A 20,042-nucleotide genomic window follows, 5' to 3' on the forward strand; every position below is an offset into this window, starting at 1 on the left:
GTCACCGGCCGCCGTCCGGGCCGTCGTTGCGGGCGGAGTCCGGGCCGCCGTCTCGGCCGCTGTGCTCCGGCGGCTCCGGCTCGCGCGGGAACAGCCGCCCGATCCGCAACGCCAGGCCGAGGTCACCGTCGACCAGGATCTCGCCCCGGGTGATCGCCGCCAGCCCGTTCACCTCGCCACGCGCCATCGCGTCCGCGACCTGCGCCGAAACCATGATCACGGTGGTGGCCGGCGCGCCGCTCCTCGTCACCCGCATCCGGCCGTGGTCGATGTTCAGCAGCCACTGGTCGAGACGGTCGCCGTCACGAATGTCGAAACGCACGCTTCCACAGACCTTGCTGAAACGCGGATCCTGGCCGGCAACGGTCAACCGCTCGAAAAAGGCGCTGGTCGCCGTCATCCCACCTCCCGGGCCGCTGGCAGAAGCCCGGGTGCCTACCCGAAGTGGGCCGCGGTTAACTCCTCCTGCTCAGGGTTTGAGCGTGAAACGGCTCCAAGCGGTCGCGTCAGCGGTGACGAGGACGTGGTCGGGCTCGCCCGTCGGCCCGTCCCGCCCGTAGAGCCAGGCGTACCCGGGTGCCACGCTGACTGCCCCGACGCTGGGGCCGTACTCCCGTGCGAGGGTGAAGTGCCTGCCGTCGTCGCGGCTGACCAGGAGGCGCCCGAGCCGGTCGGGCTCGGCGCCCTCGCTCGAGCTGATCGCGAGCAGGGATCCGTCTACGCCCACCGTGAGATCCCACGTCCCCCGGGGCAGGTCGACGTCGACGTTCGTCCAGGTCTTCGCGCCGTCGGTGGTGCGTAGCAGCCGCATCCCACCGTTCGCTGTCGGCGAATCGACCAGCGCGTACCCCCTCCGGTCGTCGAGCCCGACCACCGCGGCGACATCGTCGTCGTCTCCCACCTCCCAGGCGTCCCAGGTCGCGCCTCCGTCGGTGCTACGGGCCAGCGTCGCCCCCGACGACCCGGACCCCATCCGGTACGCCGCCCAGATCGAGCCGTCGGTGGCCGGGTAGAGGCTGAACAGGGGACGCCACGACGGTGCCTTCGCGGTGAGCCGGTACACGGTCCCGCTCGACGGATCCACCGCCAGCGGCTCCGACAGTGGCCGGCAGCCGAAGCCGCAGAAGACCGGCCGGGCCGTCGCCGGGAAGGCGGGCACGGCGACGATAGCGGAATTCGCGTCCCGCCAGGTCCGGCCGTAGTCGGTCGAGAGGTGCAGCGTCCCCGAGTCGCTCACCAGGTAGGACCGCTCGCCGAGCACGGTGACCTCGTTGCGACCGGCCGCCGTACCGGTGGCGGCGTTGGCCCTGCACCTGGCACCCTGGAACCGGGCCGCGTCCCAGTCCGACCAGGTTCGGCCGCGGTCACCCGTGTACGCGAAGCGCACGACACAGGTGTCCTCCGACACGTCGACGTCGACCCCGGAGTCCGGCCCGGTCAGCGTGAAGACGTCCCCCTGGGCGGACGATGGTTCCGCGGGGGCCACCGGGTCGGGCCGGTCCGCCCCCGTCACCAGCGGCAAGGTCGTCAGCCCGGCCAGTGCGACAAGCGCTGCCGCCCCCATCGCGACCGACCGGCGACGGCGGGACCGGGCGGTGGACCGCAACTCATCGAGGGGTGGCGGCGAGACGGCCTCGGTGAGGGTGTCCACGTCGAACCCGGAGAACTCACGACCACGCATCGATCCTCCCGGTCTCGGTGTCGTCGGTTTCGGCGGTGTCGGTGTCGGCGAGCAGCGCCGCCAGGGCGGTCCGACCCCGGGACAGGCGGGACTTCACCGTCCCGGCGGACACGCCCAGCGTGTCGGCGATCTCGTCCACCGGCAGGTCGACCAGGTAATGCAGCGCGAGGGCGTGTCGCTGCCCCTCCGGCAGCTCCCGCAGCGCGGCGAGCAGGGCGAGGTGCTCGGGGGAGTGGTCGGCGACCTCCGGCGGTGGGCCGATCCGGCGCAGCAGGCCGTCGAGCACCCGACGGCGGCGGAACCGGCTGCGGGCCCAGTTCACGGCGACCCGCCGCAACCACGCCTCCGGGTTCTCCAGCGCGGCGAAGCGCCGCGGTGACACCAGCGCCCGGGTGAACGCCTCCTGGACCGCCTCCTGCGCCTCGCTGAGGTCACCGGTCACCGCGTACAGCTGGACCACCAGGCGCCGGAAACAGTCGGCGTACAGCTCGGAGATCAGATCGCCGTCGGACACCGTCACCTCCCCTCTCCACCACTCCCACCAACGGGCCGGGAAGAAGGTTCCGGTGGCCGGCCAGAATATGTCGGCCGGCGTCGGATCTACCCCTGGAGGTCGCGCCGCTGGTAACCGACCAGTCCCAGTACGGCGAGCGCACCGGCGATGACCACCATGAGGGCGCCGGCGGTCCAGTCGGGTGCCGCGTCAGGGACCGGGGCGAGGTGCGCGAACGGGGACAGTCGGCCGACCCAGGCCGGTGCGCCGGTGCTGTCGGCGACGACCTGTAACAGGAACCCGCCAGCCGCGGGCAGAGCGCCGACGAAAGCCACCGCGCGTGGCGACCAGCCCACCGCGAACGTCGCCGCGCCGAGGGACAGCAGGGCGACCGGCAGCACGTTCAGCGCGCCGGCCAGAGCGGCGAGGACACCGAGTGGCGCGTCGACGGTGGCCGCGCCCGCCCAGATGGCGAGGCCGGCCGCGACGAGCAGCGCCGTCGTGCCGCCCAGGGTGACGACCAGTTCGGACACGAGGAAGCGGGCGCGGGTCACCGGCTGGGCATGCAGCAACGTGAGCCGACCGGCGGCCTCGTCGGCGACGAGGGTGGCCGAGCGGACCGCGGCGAAGACGCCGGCCGGGATCGCGAGCAGCGTCACCATCGCCGCCACGTACCCCTCGACCGAGCCCAGCCCGGCGAAACCGGCCTGCGCGGCAAGATCGGCGAACCGGGCGTTGTCCGCCAGGAAGTCGGTCATCGACACCGTGAGTACGCCGATGAGCAGGTAGTAGGCGGCCACCCCGGCCGCCCAACCGCCGAACGGACGCGCCAGCCGACGGGCGGCGAAGCCGCTCACCGAGCCGAGTAGGCCCAGGCGGGGTGGACGGCCCGCCGAGGTGGTCAGCCAGCCGCCGCCGAGGTCCCGTGGCCGGGCGGCCGACACGGCCGCGACGAGCAGGATCGCGTCGACGGCTGCCAGCACGACCAACGGCAGGACCCGGTTCGCCGCGTACGGCTGCGACAGCGCGACCATCCCGAACGGCGACAGCCAGCGTAGCCAACCGAGCCCGTCGACCCCCTCGCCGACCATCCGGAGCAGCAGTGCACCACCGAGCAGTGCCGTCGCGGCACCACTGGCCGGAGCGCGGGTCGCGAAGAGCTGCGCGGTCAGCGCGCCGGCGGCGACGAAACACACCCCGAGCAGGGCCAGGCCGACGCCGTGCAGCACGGCACCGTGCGGTGACGTGCCGACGGCGAGCAGCGCGGCGCCCGCCGCGACACCTGCCATGAGCACCGCGCCGGTCAGGACGGCTACGTGCCGGGCCACAATCGCCGTGACCGGGAGCCGACCGGCCGCCACGAGGTCCCACCGGCCGGCGTCCTCCTCGCCCCGGGTGATCCGGGTGGCCGCCAGCAGCCCCCACGTCCCGACGAGGACGGACAGGGCGGTGCCGGTCCGCCACACCGTGAACCCACCCGCGTCGTCGAGGGCGACCGGCTGACCGAACAGAGTGCGGATCGCGGGGTTCTCGGCCAGGGCGGCCAGCGCGGCGGCGTCCAGCGCGTCGCCGACGGTACTGGCGTAGGTGGCCGCCACCATCGCGGACATCCCGGCGACCAACACGACGACGACCAGCGCACCCCGGCGTACCTGTCGCAGGGCCAGTCGGGTCACGGCCGGACCGACGACGCGGGCGGACGGAACCGCCGGGACCCGCCCCGGGCGGGTGACGACGGCGGTCACCGGGACGGCTGCTGGTAGTAGTCGAGGAAGATCTCCTCCAGGGTCGGCTCGTGGATCCGCAGCGCGGTCACCTCCACGGCGGACAGTGCGCGCAGCGCCGCCGCCGGCGGGCCGGTGAGGGTGAACCGCAGCCGGGCGGGACCGACCTGTTCCACGGTCTCGACGCCCGCCACCCCACTCAGGTCCGGAGCCACGTCGGCGAAGCTCACCTCGACCTGGCTGCGGTGCAGCCGACGCAGCGCGGCAACCCCGGCGACCTCGACGAGACGGCCCTCGCGCAGGATCGCCACCTGGTCGCACACCGCCTCGACCTCGGCGAGCTGATGGGAGCTGAGGAACACCGTCTGCCCCCGTTCGCGGGCCTGCGCGACGGCGGCCTGGAACTCCTGCTCCATCAGCGGGTCCAAACCGCTGGTCGGCTCGTCGAGCACGAGCAGCGGCGCGCGGGTGGCGAACGCCGCCACCAGGGCGACCTTCTGCCGGTTACCGGTCGAGTACGCCCGACCCGGCTTGGACAGGTCCAACGCGAACCGGTCCACCAGCTCGTCTCGGTAGGCGCGGTCCACACCCGGCCCGAGCCGACCCAACAACTCCAACGCCTCGGCGCCGGTCAGGGCCGGCCAGAGCGCGACATCGGCCGGAACGTACGCGATCGAGCGGTGCGCCGTCGCCACGTCGGCCGCATCGGCATCGAAGATCCAGGCCCGTCCGGAGGTGGGACGCGCCAATCCGAGCAGCATCCGGATCGTGGTGGACTTACCGGCGCCGTTCGGCCCGAGAAAGCCGAACACGTCGCCGGCCGGCACCGTCAGGTCGAGTGCGTCCAGTGCGCACACCCGGCCGTAGCGTTTGGTCAGACCGACAGTGCGGATCGCGGGAACAGCCATGGGAAACCCCCTGGGTCGACGACGGATACGACGCCGACCAGGCTTCCCGGCACACCGGAACCGAGCGTACTCCTCGGTCTTCTGGGCGGGAAGTGTCCGTCCCGTGACGCCGGATCAGGCGGGCCCGGGCCGGTTCGCCGACGCCTCGTAGACGTCCGGTACGCCGTCGGCGTCGCTGTCGCGCTCCTCCACCGCGCACACGCCCTCGTAGTGGCGGTTACGAGCGCGCAGCACGATGGTGGCGAGCAGCGCCGACACCAGCGACCCGAGCAGCACGCCGATCTTGGAATGGTCGTCCCGTTCGGTGCCGGCACCGAACGCCAGCTCGCCGATCAGCAGGGACACGGTGAAGCCGATCCCGGCCAGCAGCGACAGCCCGACGACGTCCCACCAGGCGAGCCCTTCCGCGAGCCGGGCCCGCGTGAATCGCTGCACGAGCCAGGTGGCGCCGAGAACGCCGGCCGCCTTGCCCGCCACCAGACCGACCGCGATGCCGAGAGTGACCGAGTCGGTGAGCGTCGCGCCGAGGCCACTCGCGCCGGCGATCGACACTCCGGCGGCGAAGAACGCGAACACCGGCACCGCCACCCCGGCGGACAGTGGCCGGATCCGGTGCTCGAAATGCTCCGCCAGGCCCCGGCCCGGCCCCGGCGTGCGGCGGATCACCGGCACCGTGAAGGCGAGCAGCACCCCGGCGACGGTGGCGTGCACGCCCGAGGCGTGCACGAGTGCCCAGGTCGTCGCGGCCAGCGGCAGCAGCAGCCACCACGACCGGACCCGCCGCTGCACCAGCAACCCGAACAGGGCCAACGGAACCAGCGCGAGCAGCAGCGGGCCGAAGTGCAGGGAACTCGTGTAGAACACCGCGATGATCACGATCGCCAGCAGGTCGTCCACCACCGCGAGAGTCAGCAGGAACGTCCGCATCGCCGCCGGCAGGTTGGTGTTGATCACCCCCAGTACGGCGAGTGCGAACGCGATGTCGGTGGCGGTGGGGATCGCCCAACCCGCCAACGCCCCGTCGCCCGCCCACAGGTTGAAACCGACGTAGATCAGCGCCGGCACCGTCATCCCGCCGACCGCGGCGGCGACGGGCAGGACCGCACGTCGGGGCTCCCGCAGGTCACCGGCGACGAACTCACGCTTGAGCTCCAGCCCGGCGACGAAGAAGAAGATCGCCAGGAGGCCGTCGGCGGCCCACTGGCCCAGGGTGAGATCGAGGTGCAGTGCCTCGGGGCCGATCGTCAGGTCACCCAACGACTGGTAAGCCCCGGACCAGGGCGAGTTCGCCCAGGCCAGGGCGAGCAGCGCGGCGACCAGGAGCAGAATCCCACCGACCGTCTCGGTGCGGAGGATGTCGCCGATCCGGCGTACCTCGGGCCAACTGCCGCGGGGAAGGAGCTGCGGCTGGCCGGGCGTGGGTGGCGGGGTCATCGGGAGCCTCCGGAGGGGTCGCTGACGGAACCGCCGACCAGGCTTCCCGGCACACCACTGATCATTTTAGCCGAACGAGCGGCATCGGCCCGAATCCCCCGATGGGTGCGGCGGCCCGCCGGATCACCCCAGGTCGAAGTCCACGACGGCCGGCGCCCGCCGGACCCGCACCGGGGTCGCGGCGTCGAACCCGGCGGCGTCGCGGTGCCACACCGGCTGGGCGTACGAGCAGTCGCAGCGCAGCTTGACCCGTTGGCCGGGGAGCAGGCGCAGGGCGTACGTGTCGCCCACGTCCGCCACGCCGGCCAGGTCACCGGTCGCCGCGTCGAACGCGAGGACCTGGGCGTAGGTGAGCAGCTCGTCGACCCGTACCGCCCCGCCCAGCGGTGTCCCGGCGGGCAGCGCCTGGTCGAGGGTCGCGGTCTGCTGGGCGCGGACCCGTACCGTCCGCGCCTGCGCCCGGGCGCCCACCCCACCGGACCACACGGTCGCGAACCCGTTCGCGGCGAACTGCACCGGCCAGTGGTACGGCCCGAGGCCGGTGATCGTGTAACGGCCGTCCTCGTCGGTGGTGGGGCCGTGGTCGCCGTACTTCGGGTCCGGCACGTAGGGCACCACCATCACCCTCGCGCGGGGAACCGGTGCGCCGGTCGCGGCATCGGTCACCACGCCGACGACGGTTCCCGGCGGGTCGAGCCGGACGGTCGGCGCGCTGGTCACCGCCCCGGCCCGGACGTGGACGACCTGTGCCCGTTCGCGCTCACCGGTGCCGCCGTGCCGGCCCACCCACTGCAAGCCGTGGACCGTCGCGTCGTAGGGGCGCACCAGGAGCCGGTACTTCCCCGGGGCCACGTCGCCGGTCAGCAGGACACCCTGCTCGTCGGAGCAGCCCCCGTACCGGCCGAGTTGGTCCTCTCCGATGGTGACCGCGGCGAGGGCTGCGGCGTCCACCGGGACGAGCGCGGCGCAGGCCCGGGCGACCGGCGCGCCGGTGGCCGCGTCGCGCACCACCGTGCGGACCTGGCCGGGCGCGGGAGACCCGGATCCGGGGGTACGCGCGGCAGCCGGCGCGGCGGCCTCCACGACGAGCAGTGCGACGGCGACGGTGGCGGTCAGGTGGCGCAGGAGTGCGCGGCTCATGGGCGTGGTCCCTTCCGGCGGTGTGACGGGTGAGCCGACGCTAACGGGCCGTAGCTGATCCAAATCGGTCAATGTCGTTATGCCGACGGTCGGCGGCCCGGCAATCCGCACGCTCCGCGCACAAGGCGCTGTGTGCCCGAATCGGGCACACGCGTCACGAGTACCGCATAGCGTCACGGGGCAGGTCCACCGTGCGGTGCGGTGGACCGGTGCTGACGTTCACCGTGTCGCGCGGTGGACCGGTGGTGACGTTCACCGGAGGGAGCGGACATGAGCCGTGTCGAGACCGTGCTCCTGCCGGAGCTGGACGGGCCGGTGCCGGCGGCGCTGCCGAGCGCGCTCGGGCTGCTGAGCCTGGCCCTGGGCGTGGGCGCCCTGGTCGCGCCCGGCCCACTCGCGCGACTGACCGGGGTGGACGACTCCCCGGCCGCGCGGGCCGTGCTCCCGACGGTCGGCCTGCGCGAGCTGGGCAGCGCCGCCGGCCTGCTCAGCGGTCGTCACCCGGCAGGCTGGGCATGGAGCCGGGTGGCCGGCGACGTCATGGACCTGACCCTGCTCGGGCGTGCCCTCGCCGACCGCGACGGTGAACGCCGTCGCCGCGTCGCGCTGACCACCCTCGCGGTAGCCGGGATCGCCGCCGTCGACCTGCTCTCCGCCGTGCGAATCGGGCGCGCCCGACGGGCCCGCGCCCGGGTGATCCGGATGGAGATCGGCGTGACGGTCAACCGGTCGCCCGCCGAGGCGTACCGGTTCTGGCGCGACGTGGAGAACCTGCCCCGGTTCATGGCACACCTCGAATCGGTACGCGCCGACGACCTGCGCCGCTCGCACTGGGTCGCCCGCGGCCCGGCCGGTCGACACGTCGAGTGGGACGCCGAGATCATCGACGACCAGCCGAACAAGTCGATCACCTGGCGGTCGTTGCCGGGTACCGGTGTGCCCAACGCGGGCCGCGTGCGATTCGTGCCGGCGCCCGGTGACCGGGGCACCGAGGTCCGGGTCGAACTGCGCTACGCGCCGCCGGCCGGCTCACTCGGCCGGACGGTGGCGAAACTCTTCGGCGAGGAACCCGAGCAGCAGGTCCGCGACGACCTGCGCCGGTTCAAGCAGGTGCTGGAGACCGGCGAGGTGGTCCGTTCCGAGAGCAGCCCCAACGGCATCTCCGTACGCCAGCAGGCCGCACAACGCCCCGCCCAGCCGCTGCCGGCGTCCCGCCGCTGATCCGCCGTGCGGCGTCCCGCCGCTGATCCGCGCACGCTCTGGAAGGGACCGAGAATGAAGGCCACCGCCTGGATGGGCACCGACAGCGTCAAGGTGATCGACGTACCCGATCCGACCATCATGAACGCCCGGGACGCGATCGTGCGGATCACCACCACCGCCATCTGCGGCTCCGACCTGCACCTCTACCACGGCTACATCCCCGCGATGCGCAAGGGCGACATCCTCGGTCACGAGTTCATGGGCGAGGTGGTCGAGGTCGGCCCACAGGTCCGCAACCTCACAGTCGGCGACCGGGTGGTGGTGCCCTTCCCGATCGCCTGCGGGCACTGCTCGTCCTGCCAGCGCGGCCTCTACTCGGTGTGCGAGAACTCCAACCCGAACGCCGGCATCGCCGAGAAGATCATGGGGCATTCGCCGGCCGGCATCTTCGGTTACTCCCACCTGCTCGGCGGCTACGCCGGCGGTCAGGCCGAGTACGCCCGGGTGCCGTTCGCCGACGTCGGCCCGCTCAAGGTGCCCGACGAGGTCGCCGACGACCAGGCGGTCATGCTCGCCGACGTGTTCCCGACCGGCTACATGGGCGCCGAGATGTGCGACATCAAACCCGGTCAGGTCATCGCCGTCTGGGGCGCCGGGCCGGTCGGACTGTTCGCCGCCGCCAGCGCCCGGCTGCTCGGCGCCGAGCGGGTGATCATCATCGACCGGTACCCGTACCGGCTGCGGCTGGCCGAGGAGCACATCGGCGCCGAGACCATCAACTACGAGGAGTCCGACGTGTTGGACACCCTCAACGAGATGACCGCAGGCCGGGGCCCCGACGCGTGCATCGACGCGGTCGGCCTGGAAGGACACCACGGCAACGCCGCGATGTACGCCTACGACCGGGCCAAGCAGACCGCACGGGTCGAGACGGAACGGCCGTTCGCCCTGCGCCAGGCGATCCTGGCCTGCCGCTCCGGCGGGGTGGTGTCGGTCGTCGGCGCGTACGGCGGTTTCGTCGACAAGTTCCCGATGGGCGCGTTCATGAACCGCTCCCTGGTCATGCGGACCGGTCAGTGCCACGTCCAGCGCTACACCCGGCCGCTGCTGGAACGCATCCAGCGCGGCGAGATCGACCCGAGCTTCATCGTCAGCCACCGGATGCCGCTGCGCGACGCCCCGAAGGGCTACAAGATCTTCCAAAAGAAGCAAGACGACTGTACGAAGGTGCTGCTCAAGGTCTGACCGGGCGGCCCGTCTGCCGGCCGGGGGAGTGCTTCGCGCGCTGCCTGTGGAGCTGATGTCGTAAACGATTCAGCCCGAATCGGCGTGGAGTGCCCTGCCGTGAAGCCGAGCGGTTGTTCATTCCGGGGCGGCGTGGTGTCTCTGCCGTGGAGCCGAGCGGTCGTCACGGCCCCGGTCGGCGTGGAGTGCCCGGCCGTGAAGCCGAGCGGTCGTCACGGCCCCGGTCGGCGTGGAGTGCCCGGCCGTGAAGCCGAGCGGTCGTCACGGCCCGGATGCGTGATGTCGTGACCCACGGGTCGGCTGATGTCGCAAACGATTCAGGTCCACAGGGGCCGACCACCACCGTAGGTCGCGCTGTGCCACATAGTCCCGGGCGCGTCTCCCGCCGGGCGCTGACCCCGCTGGTCGGGCTCCTGGCTGCCGCGCCGGGGTGTTTGCCAGCGGCTAGCGTGTCGCCATGGAGAGTGGTGGCACGTCGATGCCGTTCTCGGCCGATCTCACCGTCCGGCTGCGGCCGGTCAGCGAGCCTGACCTGGGGATGTTCCGGCGGTTCTGCACCGAGCCGGGCCTGATCGGGCTGGACTGGGCCGGCTTCCGCGACGCCGGCGCGCCGGCACGGCGGTTCGCCGTCGACGGCTACCTCGGCGAGGACGACGGACGGCTCGTCGTGGAGATCGAGCAGGAGCAGGTTGCCGCCGGCATCGTCAGCTACACCGCTGGGCGTTACGCCGGGCGGGCGTCGTACTGGGAGATCGGCATCGTCCTGCTGCCGCCGTGGCGGGGTCGGGGGATCGGCTGGCGGGCGCAGGCGCTCCTGTGCGAGTACCTCTTCCAGCACAGCCCGGCGCAGCGCATCCAGGCCGGCACCCACCCGGAGAACGTGGCCGAGCAGCGGTCGCTGGAGAAGGCCGGCTTTCAGCTCGAAGGCATCATCCGGGCCTGCGAGTTCCGGGCCGGTCAGTGGCGCGACGGCTACCTCTACAGCCGGCTGCGAGACGACCCGCCGCCCGCAGCGCTCGCCGAGACCCCACCCGTTGAATGACGGAATGTCCGGGTCGGCGGGTACCCCCGGTTTGTGACCGGGGCCCCGGGGAACTCGCCCGGTTCGCCCGCAGACCGGCCGGTCGGCGGTCGAGGGGAGGGAGCGCGTCATGGAGTACGAGCAGATGATCGCCACGGTCCGGCAGCGCGCCGGTCTCGGGGAGAACGAGGCTGTCCGGTCCGTGCAGGCCGTCCTGTCGGTGCTCGGGGAACGGCTCGCCGGCCAGGAGGCCGACAACCTGGCGGCACAACTGCCCGAGCCGCTCAACGGGTCCGTCACCCGCAACCCGCAGGGCCGCCGGTGGGACGTCGGCGATTTCCTGAAGCACGTCGGTGACCGCGAACAGGTCCAGAACGCGGACCAGGTGCGCGAACACGCCCAGGCGGTGCTGCGTACCGTCGCCGAGGCGCTCGACGACGACGAGCGGAACGACCTGCTCGCCCAACTGCCCGGCGGCATCATCGACCTCTTCGGCGTGCCCACCCCACGCGGCTGAGCACCGAGGCGTCGCGACCGCTCGGCTGAGCACCCGGGCGTCGCGGCCCGCTCGGCTAGGCGGGCCACGGGGTCAGCGGGCGCGGACCCCGGCCTCCACGGTCAGGGTCCCCGCCTCGGCGTCGATCGTGGCCCGCGCGCCGAGCGGCACGGTGAGCTGCCCGTTGCCGTGCCCCAGCCGCAGCCCGCCCAGGACCGGCACACCCAGGTCGTACAGGCGGTCTTTCAGCACCGCCGCGGCGTCCCACTCGCCCGGCCCGCCGACGCTGTTGGTGATCTGACCGACGGCCACCCCGGCGACCCGGGACAGCGCACCCACCCGGCGCAACTCCGTCAGCATCCGGTCGATGCTGTACGGCGCCTCGTCCACGTCCTCGAAGAACAGGATCGCGCCGTCGAACCTCGGGACGTCCCCGGCGCCGAACGAGGTGGAGAGCAGCGTCAGGCAGCCGCCCAGCAGCGGGCCCGACGCTCGACCCGGCACCACCACGGGCGCGGCCGTCTCGGCCGGGTCCCTGGTGATCGTGACGGGTGCGGTGGTCATCACCGCCCTGCGCAGCGCCTCCGCCGACTCGGGGCCGGTGCGGGCGTCGTTCCAGTTGACCATCGGGCCGTAGAAGGTGACCAGGCCGGCCTCGCGCCAGAGCCTGCCCTGGATGCTGGTGATGTCGCTGAACCCGACGACCACCCGAGGATCCCGGCGCAGACCGGCGACGTCCATCCGGTCCACGATCCGCTGGGTGCCGTAACCGCCCCGGGCGGCGAAGACCGCTCGTACCCCCGGGTCGTTGAGCGCGGCGTTCAGGTCGGCCAGGCGCTGCTCGTCGGTGCCGGCCAGGTAGCCGTACTTCGCGTAGACGTGCTCGCCCAGCTCGACCTCCAGACCCCAGCTCCGCAGGATCTCGATGCCGCGACCCATCAGCGTGGGATCGGGAGTCCGGCCGGGCGCGACGACTCGAACCCGGTCACCGGGCACCAGCGCCGGGGCGCGCGACACCCGCTTGGGACCTCCCGGCGCGGCCTGCGCCGCGGTGGCCGTGCCGACCAGCAACGCGCCGCCGGCAGCCGCCGCCCCGGCGCCCAGCAGGTGCCGTCGAGAGAGGGCGCGGTCCGCGGACCTCGGGGTCGGAATGCGGTCACGTCCGGATGCGCTCATGGGCGGCCCCCTCATCGGCGTCGATGTCCGCGCCGCACCAGAGTACGACAAGCATCGATCGCCCGGGGGGCGGTGATCAGCGGGTCAGGGGATGGGCCACTCGTGCACCGGGCGGTTGCTGTGCATCAGGTCCACGTAGTGGCGGACCACCTCGCGCAGCGCCTCCGGCCGGTCCAGGTGGTCGGCGGACTCCAGTCGGTGCAACGTCTCCACCTGCCAGCTCGCGCCGTTGCGGCCGGTCAGGCAGCGCTGCTCGATGATGCCGAGCAACCGGTCCCGCTCACCCGGGTCGAGCCCCCACCGGTCCAGACCGTGGTGCGCCAGCGGCAGCAACCGGCGCAGCACCAGCTCGGTGACCGGCAGGTAGCCGAGGCCGGGCCAGAAGACCTGCGCGTCGATGCCGTGCCGGGCGCAGTTGGTGAAGTTCTCCTCGGCGGCGCTGAACGACATCTGCGACCACAGTGGTCGGTCCGACTCGGCGAGGGCCCGGACCAGCCCGAAGTAGAAGGCGCCGTTGGCGACGGTGTCCAGCACGGTCGGGCCGGCCGGTAGCACCCGGTTCTCCACCCGCAGGTGGGGTCTGCCGCGCGACACGTCGTACACCGGGCGGTTCCACCGGTAGACGGTGCCGTTGTGCAGGCGCAACTCGTTGAGGTTGGGCACCTCACCGGCGGCCAGGGCCTGCGTCGGGTCCTCCGGGTCACAGACCGGCAGCAACGCCGGGAAGTAGCGCACGTTCTCCTCGAACAGGTCGAACACGCTGGTGATCCAGCGTTCCCCGAACCAGACTCTGGGGCGTACCCCCTGGGCTTTGATCTCTTCCGACCGGGTGTCGGTGGCCTGCTGGAACAGCGGGATGCGGGTCTCGCGCCACAGCTCCCGGCCGAAGAACAGCGGCGAGTTCGCGCCGACCGCCACCTGGATGCCGGCGACCGCCTGGGCGGCGTTCCAGTAGTCGGCGAACTGGGGTGGGCTGACCTGTAGGTGGAACTGGGTGCTGGTGCAGGCCGCCTCCGGGGTGATCGTGTCGGCGGTCACGGCCAGCCGTTCCACGCCGCTGATGGCGATCGGCAGGTCCTCGCCGCGAGCCGCGAAGATCTGCTCGTTGAGCAGTTTGTACCGCGGGTTGGCCGAGAGGGTCTCGGCGGTCAGGTGCTCCGGGCGCACCGTCGGCAGGATGCCGATCATGACCATGTGCGCCCCGATCGTCCGGGCCTTCACCTCGGCGGCGTTGAGGCTGGCCCGCACGTACTCCTCGAAGTCGGCGGTGCCGGCGCCGGTCAACCGGCGCGGCGGCACGTTGATCTCCACGTTGAACTGGCCCAGCTCGGTCTGGAAGCTCGGGTCGGCGATGGCCGCCAGCACGTCGGCATTGCGCATCGCCGGATTCGACGACTCGTCGACGAGGTTCAGCTCGATCTCCACGCCGGTCATCGGCCGGTCGACGTCGAAGCGCGACTCGCGCAGCATCTCGGCGAAGACGTCCAGACAGCGACGGACCTTGTCGCGATAGCGGGCCCGATCCTCGCGACTGAAGGTGCGTACGCCGACGTCCTCGCCCATGGTCACCACCCTGTCACCGCTGGTCCCTCTAACCTCGCACGCGATCGACGGGCGGGGGAAGGGCTGACGGTTCTTTCCTACCCAGTCAGCGCGCCCGGCTAGCATTGCGCCGCGAAAGGTGGTGGCGTGCGGATGCGCGAGAAGGTGACCCGGTTGTTCGTCGCGGCGGCGATCGCCGAGGCCTGCTCCTGGCTGGCCCTGCTGGTCGGCATGCTGGTCAAGTACGGCCCGCCGGAGAACGAGCTGGGCGTGCAGATCTTCGGGCCGATCCACGGCGGCCTGTTCGTCGCGTACGTCCTGCTGGTGCTGGCCGTGGCCCGGCTGCACCGGTGGAGCCTCCTGGCCACGGCGGTGGCCCTCGTCAGCGCGGTGCCGCCGTTCGCCACAGTGGTCTTCGAGCGTTGGGCCCGCCGCCGGGGCATGCTCGGTGTCGACAGCCGGCCCGTCCGCGAGCCCGCGCCGGTCGGCTGACCCCGCTGATCCGTCCGACCTGATCCGGGCCGGGCGCGGTCAGGTCAGCGCGGAGCAGGCCACGACACCGGCCAGCAACAGCCCGCCCAGGAACGCCTGCAACAGCAGCGGCGGCCCGAGGTGCGACCAGAGCGTCGCGGTACGCGGAGTCAGCAGCTGCCCGGTGGTGAGGTTGACGATCCGCTCGATCCGGGGCGGCAGCTCCGGGTCCCGCTGCGGGCGCAGGGTGAGCTGCACCTGGTCCGCCGGGTGCAGGGCGCTCTGCGGCAGGTGGCCGTGTAGCTCCACCTCGCACAGCTGGCCCGCGGTGTTTCGCAGGCGCACCGGGGTGACCAGGTACTCCGGGCCCTGCTTCAACTGCTTCCACCGTCGGCGGGCGCCACCACCGCCGAACGAGAACAGCGAGCGCAGCAGCAGGGCGGGAAGGCTGGCGACGGCCGCCGCCGCGAGCACCGCCACCAGCACCGGCTGCCCGATGCGTACCTCCCGGGTGTAGCCGTCCAACAGGCGGATCAGCCGCCCCGTGACGATCCGCTCCGTCGGGTGCACGATCCGTCGGGTATCGAGTCCGCTGTCCATCTCCACCACCGAGAGTCCGCTTGTGTTCACAGATCGTATCGACGTCCTGGGTTGAACGACGTGAATGAAACCTGGTCACGGGCTCACGGCCGCGAGGTGACATCCCGGGCGACAGGGGTAAGCGGGGGGCCGAGCTGGAAAGGGGTCGAGCATGCAGCTGTCCTTCCTGCGCCCGCTCTACGACCGTCCCGGGCCGTGGTGCTCGGTGTACCTGGACGCCTCCGCCGACACGGAGGACGCCCATCCCGCGTTGGACCTGCGGTGGCGCGCCTTGCAGAGTCAACTCACCGACCAGGGGGCCGACGAGGCGAGCGTCGCCGCGCTGGACCGGGTGATCCGTGGGCACGACCCGATGGTCGGTGACTACGGCCTGGCGGTCTTCGCCAGTCACGGCCGGGTGGTGCTCTCCGAGTACCTGTCCGCGCCACCACTGCGCGACCTGGCCACGTTCGCACCACTGCCGCACGTCATGCCGCTGCTCGCCCAGCGCGGCGAACAGGTCGCCTGGGTGCGGGTGGTCGCCGACCGGATGGGCGCCGACGCCATGGCGGTCAGCGCCGGCGGCGTACCCCGACGGGCACACGTAGCCGGTCGGGACGAGTTCCCGCTGCGACGGACGAAGCCCGGCGGCTGGTCCCAGTCCCGGTACCAGCGGGCGGCCATGGAGGCCTGGCACCAGAACGCCGGCGACGTCACCGCCGCGACCGCGGACCTGGCCGACCGGGTCGGCGCGGACGTGGTCGTCGTCGCCGGTGACGTCCGCGCCACCGGGATGATCGCCGCCCAGATGCCGGAGCGGTGGCAGGACCTCGTGGTCCGCACCGACGCCGGATCCCGGGCCGGCGGCGCCGACCAGACGCTGCTCGACGACCTCACCGTGCAGACCATCGCCGAGGTCGCCGACCAGCGGATCGCCGCCACGCTGGACAAGTTCGGCGTGCAGGAGGACGTCGGCGGGGGACTCGACGCGGTCGTCTCGGCCCTGCAACGCAACCAGGTGGACACGATGATCATCGTGGACGACCCGTCGGCCACCGGTGAGCTGTGGATCGGCGCGGAACCCACCGAGATCGCCGTCGACCCGGGGCAGCTGGCCGCCATGTCGGTCGACGACCCGCAACGGGTACGCGCCGACGCGGCGCTGGTCCGCGCGCTCGTCGGCACCGACGCGGCGCTGACCGTGCTCGGCCCGGACGAGGCGCCCGACCTGACCGACGGCGTCGGCGCGGTGCTGCGCTACGTCGACCCCAGCACACCGGGGCGCGGCAATGGCTGAGCGCCGCGTCGCGGACCTGGTGGTGGAACGGCTCCTGGCCTGGCGGGTGCCCCGCGCCTTCGGCTACCCGGGGGCGGCGATCGCCCCGCTGGTCGAGGCGTTGGAGAGCACCGGCGGGGAACCGGCGTTCATCCCGGCGCGACACGAGGAGACCGCCTCGTTCATGGCCACCGGCCACGCCAAGTTCACCGGCGGCATCGGCGTCTGCCTCGCCACCCAGGGGCCCAGCGCCGTCCAACTGCTCAACGGCCTCTACGACGCCAAGCTGGACAGCAAGCCGGTGGTGGCGATCGTCGGGGAGGACATCTCCGGGCCGCTCGGCGGCGCGCATCAGGAGATCGGGCTGAGCCGGCTCTTCGGGGACGTGTGCAACCAGTTCGTCCGGTACGGCCGCAGCCCCGAGGACGTGGCGGCGCTGCTGGACCAGGCGTTCCGTACCGCCGCGGCGACCCGCAGCCCGACCTGTGTCGTGCTGCCCCGGCAGTTGCAGGAGGCCGTGGTGCCCGACCTGCAACCGTCCGCCGTCGGGGTGATCTCGGCGGCCCCGGGTGAGCCGCTGGCCCGGGTGCTGCCGCACGACGTGGACCTCGACGCCGCCGCCCAACTGCTCGACGGTGGACAGCGCGTCGCGATCCTCGTCGGCCAGGGCGGGCGCGACGCGGCCGCCGAGATCATCGAGGTGGCCGACCGGCTCGGCGCCGGCGTGGCCACCTCCCTGCTGGGCAAGCCGGTGCTCGACGAGCGGCTGCCGTTCCACACCGGTGTCCTCGGCGAGGTCGGCACCCCGGCCGCGGCCGAGCTGATGGGCGGCTGCGACACGCTGCTGCTGGTCGGCACGAACGACCCGTGGACCGAGTACTTCCCGATGCCGGAACAGGCCCGCACGGTGCAGGTCGACATCGACGGTCGGCGGATCGGCACCCGCTACCCGGCCGACGTTCCGCTGGTCGGTGACGCCGCCGAAACCCTGCGGGCACTGCTGACCCGCCTGCGCGGTCGACCCGAGCAGCGGTGGCGCGCCACCGTGGAGGCGTCGGTGGACCGGTGGCGTGACGTCGCCGCCGACCGGGTCGCCGCACCCGCCGAGCCGGTCAACCCGCAACTCGTACTCCAGGAACTGTCCGCCCGGATGCCGGGCTCCGGCGCCGTCGCGGTCGACGTCGGCTCGGTCCTCTACTGGTACGCCCGACACCTCACCCTCCCACCGGGAGTGAACGCCCAACTGTGCGGCACGCTCGGCTCGATGGGCTGCGCCCTGCCGTACGCGGTGGCCGCGAAGCTCGCCGCCCCCGACCAACCGGTGGTCGCGCTGGTCGGCGACGGGGCGATGCAGCTCAACGGGCTCGCCGAACTGATCACCGTCGCGCACCACTGGCAGCAGTGGCGGGACCCTCGCCTGGTGGTGCTGGTGCTCAACAACCGGGACCAGAACGGCATGGGCGGTGGGCTGGCCCCGTCGTCCGACCCGATGCGCCGCCGCCCCGACGTCCCGTACGCCGGCTGGGCCCGACTGCTCGGCCTGCACGGGGTGCGGGTGGACCGTCCGGAGCTGGTCGGCGCCGCCTGGGACGAGGCCCTCGCGGCGGACCGTCCCTGCGTACTGGAGGCGGTCGTCGACCCGGCGGTGTCGTTGGCGCCGCCGGAGCCGGCGTTCGCCGACCTGCGGGGCCTGTACGCCGACGGCGCTCCCGCCCGCAAGGTCCGGGAGCAGGTGGAGGTCACCGCGAACGCCCAGGACTTCGTTTAGCCGCCCCGGGCCAGGGCATCAGAAGCGGCCCCGACGACACTGGAGGTCCCATGCCCGAGCCCGCTGACCGCCGCTACGGTCCCGCGACTCTTCCGCGGCCGCGCGGCCCGCTCTCCGCGGCGGTCGTCGAGGCTCTGCGGCGGCCGCCGCACGACCTGCCGGCCGGCGTCGACGTCGACCCGGCGGACCCGATCACCGACGAGGATCTCCAGCTGACCCTGTTCCTCTGCTACGAGCTGCACTACCGGGGTTGGCTCGGGGTCGACGAGTCGTGGGAGTGGCAACCGACGCTGCTCGCGCTGCGCGCCCACTGCGAACGGGTCTTCGAGGCGGCGGTGCGCCGGCTGGTCGGCACGCCGGTGGTGCCCGCCGCCGGGGTGGCCGCGGGCCTGGCCGAGCTGGTCGCGGCCGACGACGGGCCGGCACTGGCCGCGAACCTCCAGCGACGCGCCGACCTCGCCCAGTTCCGCGAGTTCGTCGTGCACCGGTCCGTGTACCACCTGCGCGAGGCGGACCCGCACAGCTGGGCGCTACCCCGCCTCGGTGGGCCGGCCAAGGCCGCACTCGTGGAGATCCAGACCGACGAGTACGGCAACGGCCGGCTGGACCGGATGCACGCCGAGCTGTTCCGGTGCACCCTCGACCGGCTGGGGCTGGACGTCGGGTACGCCGCCCACCTGGACGCCGTACCGGCGGTGACCCTGGCGACCAACAACCTGATGTCGCTGTTCGGCCTGCACCGGCGACTGCGCGGCGCGCTGCTGGGGCACCTCGCCGCGTTCGAGATGACCTCCTCGTTGCCGAACCGCCGCTACGGCAACGGGCTGCGCCGGCTGGGCTTCGACGAGGTGGCCACCCGCTTCTACGACGAGCACGTCGAGGCCGACGCGGTGCACGAGCAGATCGCCGCCCACGACATGTGCGGTGGCCTGGTCCGGGTCGAGCCGGCCCTCGCCCCCGACGTGCTGTTCGGAGCGGCGGCCGGGCTCGCGCTGGACCGGTCGTTCGCCGCGCACCTGCTGGACAGCTGGGCCGCCGGCCGCAGTTCACTGCGGCCACCCGCTCCGCCGGCCCTGCCGCCGACCGTCTCGCTCGTCGGGTCGACCCCGGCTGCCTCACCGGCTGCGGTCACCCCGCCGTCCCCGCCCGCGCTCGTCTGACTGGTCGCGCTGGGCCGCGCGGGCCGCGCTGGTCGCGCTGGGCCGCGCGGCTGGGCTGGTCGTGGGGGCTGCGCCGCCCGCGCTGGGCTGGGCCGGTCGGGCGGGCTGGGCCGGTCGTGCGGGCTGCGCCGGTCGGGCGGGCTGGGCCGGTCGTGCTGGGCCGTGCCCCGGAGCCGGCGGGGTGCCCGCCGACGGGCACAGGGGGCTTGCTTCGTCCTTTGCTCTGCACCCATGGAGGCGACGGTTACGGACCGTGCGTGGTGCCTGGGTGGGTGCAGAGCAAAGGCGGCGTGGGTGGGGGTTGGGTCCGGATGGCGGGCCTTCACTGACCAGGGCGGGCACTGAGCGAAGCCGGCGCGCGTGGGGGTGGGACCCGCCGGGGCGCTTCCGGAGCGTGACGGGGTGACGTCGGCGGTCAGCCCTCGCGGGCGGTGCCCGCCCGGAAGTTGACCGCCTTGTGGGTGCCGTCGCAGAACGGTTTGAGCGCCGACTTGCCGCACCGGCACAGCGCCACGGTGCCCCGGCGCGCGTCGATCCGCTCGCCGCTCGGCGTGACCAACGCGAAGTCACCCCGGACCAGCAGCGGTCCGTCCTCGTACGGGGTGATCGTGGCGGCCGCTGGCTCGCTGGTGTCGTCGGTGCCCATGGCCCCGGAAGTGCCCGCCCTGGCCGCACCGAAACCCGAGCGACCGAACGCCGTTGATGACCGGCGGACCCCTCTGACC

At 72.9% G+C, this 20,042-nt stretch carries 19 protein-coding genes; 8 read left to right on the forward strand and 11 right to left on the reverse strand.

Going from position 1 to position 20,042, the window contains the following annotated elements; all coding sequences use genetic code 11:
* Position 1: 1 nt before the first annotated feature.
* The 7 genes from O7616_RS19700 to O7616_RS19730 all read right to left on the reverse strand — a co-directional run bounded on the left by O7616_RS19700 (position 2) and on the right by O7616_RS19730 (position 7,380).
* On the reverse strand, positions 2 to 400 hold the full coding sequence (locus O7616_RS19700) for an SCP2 sterol-binding domain-containing protein (protein WP_282303358.1): 399 nt from the start codon (positions 398 to 400) through the stop codon (positions 2 to 4).
* Positions 401 to 469: 69 nt separating this feature from the next.
* On the reverse strand, positions 470 to 1,681 hold the full coding sequence (locus O7616_RS19705; protein WP_282303359.1) for a hypothetical protein: 1,212 nt from the start codon (positions 1,679 to 1,681) through the stop codon (positions 470 to 472).
* Positions 1,668 to 2,195 carry a sigma-70 family RNA polymerase sigma factor gene (locus O7616_RS19710; RefSeq protein ID WP_282303360.1) on the reverse strand — a complete coding sequence of 176 codons (528 nt, stop codon included), beginning with the start codon at positions 2,193 to 2,195 and terminating at the stop codon, positions 1,668 to 1,670. Before O7616_RS19710 ends, O7616_RS19705 begins: the two co-directional genes overlap by 14 nt.
* A gap of 86 nt (positions 2,196 to 2,281) precedes the next feature.
* Complete coding sequence (locus tag O7616_RS19715; RefSeq protein WP_282303361.1) at positions 2,282 to 3,919, reverse strand: hypothetical protein; 1,638 nt, start codon at positions 3,917 to 3,919, stop codon at positions 2,282 to 2,284.
* Positions 3,916 to 4,806, reverse strand: a complete 891-nt coding sequence (locus tag O7616_RS19720; RefSeq protein ID WP_282303362.1) for an ABC transporter ATP-binding protein — start codon at positions 4,804 to 4,806, stop codon at positions 3,916 to 3,918. The genes O7616_RS19715 and O7616_RS19720 overlap by 4 nt, the downstream gene beginning before the upstream one ends.
* 114 nt (positions 4,807 to 4,920) lie before the next feature.
* Entirely contained in the window at positions 4,921 to 6,240 is a 1,320-nt protein-coding gene (gene nhaA / locus O7616_RS19725; protein WP_282303364.1) for a Na+/H+ antiporter NhaA, read from the reverse strand.
* Positions 6,241 to 6,363: 123 nt separating this feature from the next.
* Complete coding sequence (locus O7616_RS19730; protein WP_282303365.1) at positions 6,364 to 7,380, reverse strand: carboxypeptidase regulatory-like domain-containing protein; 1,017 nt, start codon at positions 7,378 to 7,380, stop codon at positions 6,364 to 6,366.
* 270 nt (positions 7,381 to 7,650) lie between these two features.
* Here O7616_RS19730 and O7616_RS19735 point away from each other — a divergent pair, with 270 nt between their 5' ends.
* The 4 genes from O7616_RS19735 to O7616_RS19750 all read left to right on the forward strand — a co-directional run bounded on the left by O7616_RS19735 (position 7,651) and on the right by O7616_RS19750 (position 11,366).
* Positions 7,651 to 8,601: an SRPBCC family protein gene (locus tag O7616_RS19735; protein WP_282303366.1), complete on the forward strand. Its 951-nt coding sequence runs from the start codon at positions 7,651 to 7,653 to the stop codon at positions 8,599 to 8,601.
* A gap of 54 nt (positions 8,602 to 8,655) precedes the next feature.
* Positions 8,656 to 9,828, forward strand: coding sequence for a zinc-dependent alcohol dehydrogenase (locus O7616_RS19740; protein WP_282303367.1), 1,173 nt, complete (start codon positions 8,656 to 8,658; stop codon positions 9,826 to 9,828).
* Positions 9,829 to 10,285: 457 nt separating this feature from the next.
* Positions 10,286 to 10,870 (forward strand): GNAT family protein, encoded by a 585-nt coding sequence (locus O7616_RS19745; RefSeq protein ID WP_282303368.1) that lies wholly within the window; start codon positions 10,286 to 10,288, stop codon positions 10,868 to 10,870.
* 109 nt (positions 10,871 to 10,979) lie between these two features.
* The gene (locus tag O7616_RS19750; RefSeq protein ID WP_282259782.1) at positions 10,980 to 11,366 is read left to right on the forward strand and encodes a DUF2267 domain-containing protein; all 387 of its coding nucleotides are present in this window, start codon (positions 10,980 to 10,982) and stop codon (positions 11,364 to 11,366) included.
* Positions 11,367 to 11,438: 72 nt separating this feature from the next.
* On the opposite strand, the gene O7616_RS19755 is transcribed toward O7616_RS19750, so the two are convergent.
* Both O7616_RS19755 and O7616_RS19760 read right to left on the reverse strand, forming a co-directional pair.
* Complete coding sequence (locus O7616_RS19755) at positions 11,439 to 12,521, reverse strand: LD-carboxypeptidase (protein ID WP_282303369.1); 1,083 nt, start codon at positions 12,519 to 12,521, stop codon at positions 11,439 to 11,441.
* Between the two features lie 84 nt (positions 12,522 to 12,605).
* Complete coding sequence (locus tag O7616_RS19760; RefSeq protein WP_282303370.1) at positions 12,606 to 14,084, reverse strand: glutamate--cysteine ligase; 1,479 nt, start codon at positions 14,082 to 14,084, stop codon at positions 12,606 to 12,608.
* A 132-nt stretch (positions 14,085 to 14,216) separates the two neighbouring features.
* On the opposite strand from O7616_RS19760, the gene O7616_RS19765 reads away from it, so the two are divergent.
* The gene (locus O7616_RS19765; RefSeq protein WP_282307676.1) at positions 14,217 to 14,555 is read left to right on the forward strand and encodes a DUF3817 domain-containing protein; all 339 of its coding nucleotides are present in this window, start codon (positions 14,217 to 14,219) and stop codon (positions 14,553 to 14,555) included.
* Between the two features lie 39 nt (positions 14,556 to 14,594).
* Here the strand turns inward: O7616_RS19765 and O7616_RS19770 are convergent, their stop codons facing one another.
* Positions 14,595 to 15,143, reverse strand: coding sequence for a hypothetical protein (locus O7616_RS19770; RefSeq protein ID WP_282307677.1), 549 nt, complete (start codon positions 15,141 to 15,143; stop codon positions 14,595 to 14,597).
* A gap of 142 nt (positions 15,144 to 15,285) precedes the next feature.
* Between O7616_RS19770 and O7616_RS19775 the strand changes: the two genes are divergently transcribed.
* Genes O7616_RS19775 through O7616_RS19785 form a run of 3 tightly spaced genes read left to right on the forward strand, consistent with a single transcriptional unit; the run spans position 15,286 to position 19,317 of the window.
* Positions 15,286 to 16,410, forward strand: a complete 1,125-nt coding sequence (locus O7616_RS19775; protein ID WP_282303371.1) for a Vms1/Ankzf1 family peptidyl-tRNA hydrolase — start codon at positions 15,286 to 15,288, stop codon at positions 16,408 to 16,410.
* Positions 16,403 to 18,157 carry a thiamine pyrophosphate-binding protein gene (locus tag O7616_RS19780; RefSeq protein ID WP_282303372.1) on the forward strand — a complete coding sequence of 585 codons (1,755 nt, stop codon included), beginning with the start codon at positions 16,403 to 16,405 and terminating at the stop codon, positions 18,155 to 18,157. Before O7616_RS19775 ends, O7616_RS19780 begins: the two co-directional genes overlap by 8 nt.
* A gap of 50 nt (positions 18,158 to 18,207) precedes the next feature.
* Positions 18,208 to 19,317, forward strand: coding sequence for an iron-containing redox enzyme family protein (locus O7616_RS19785; RefSeq protein ID WP_282303373.1), 1,110 nt, complete (start codon positions 18,208 to 18,210; stop codon positions 19,315 to 19,317).
* A gap of 415 nt (positions 19,318 to 19,732) precedes the next feature.
* Here O7616_RS19785 and O7616_RS19790 read toward each other — a convergent pair whose 3' ends face one another.
* Positions 19,733 to 19,963: a CDGSH iron-sulfur domain-containing protein gene (locus O7616_RS19790; RefSeq protein WP_282303374.1), complete on the reverse strand. Its 231-nt coding sequence runs from the start codon at positions 19,961 to 19,963 to the stop codon at positions 19,733 to 19,735.
* Positions 19,964 to 20,042: the final 79 nt, after the last annotated feature.

The organism is Micromonospora sp. WMMD964, from assembly GCF_029581455.1.
GTDB lineage: Bacteria > Actinomycetota > Actinomycetes > Mycobacteriales > Micromonosporaceae > Micromonospora.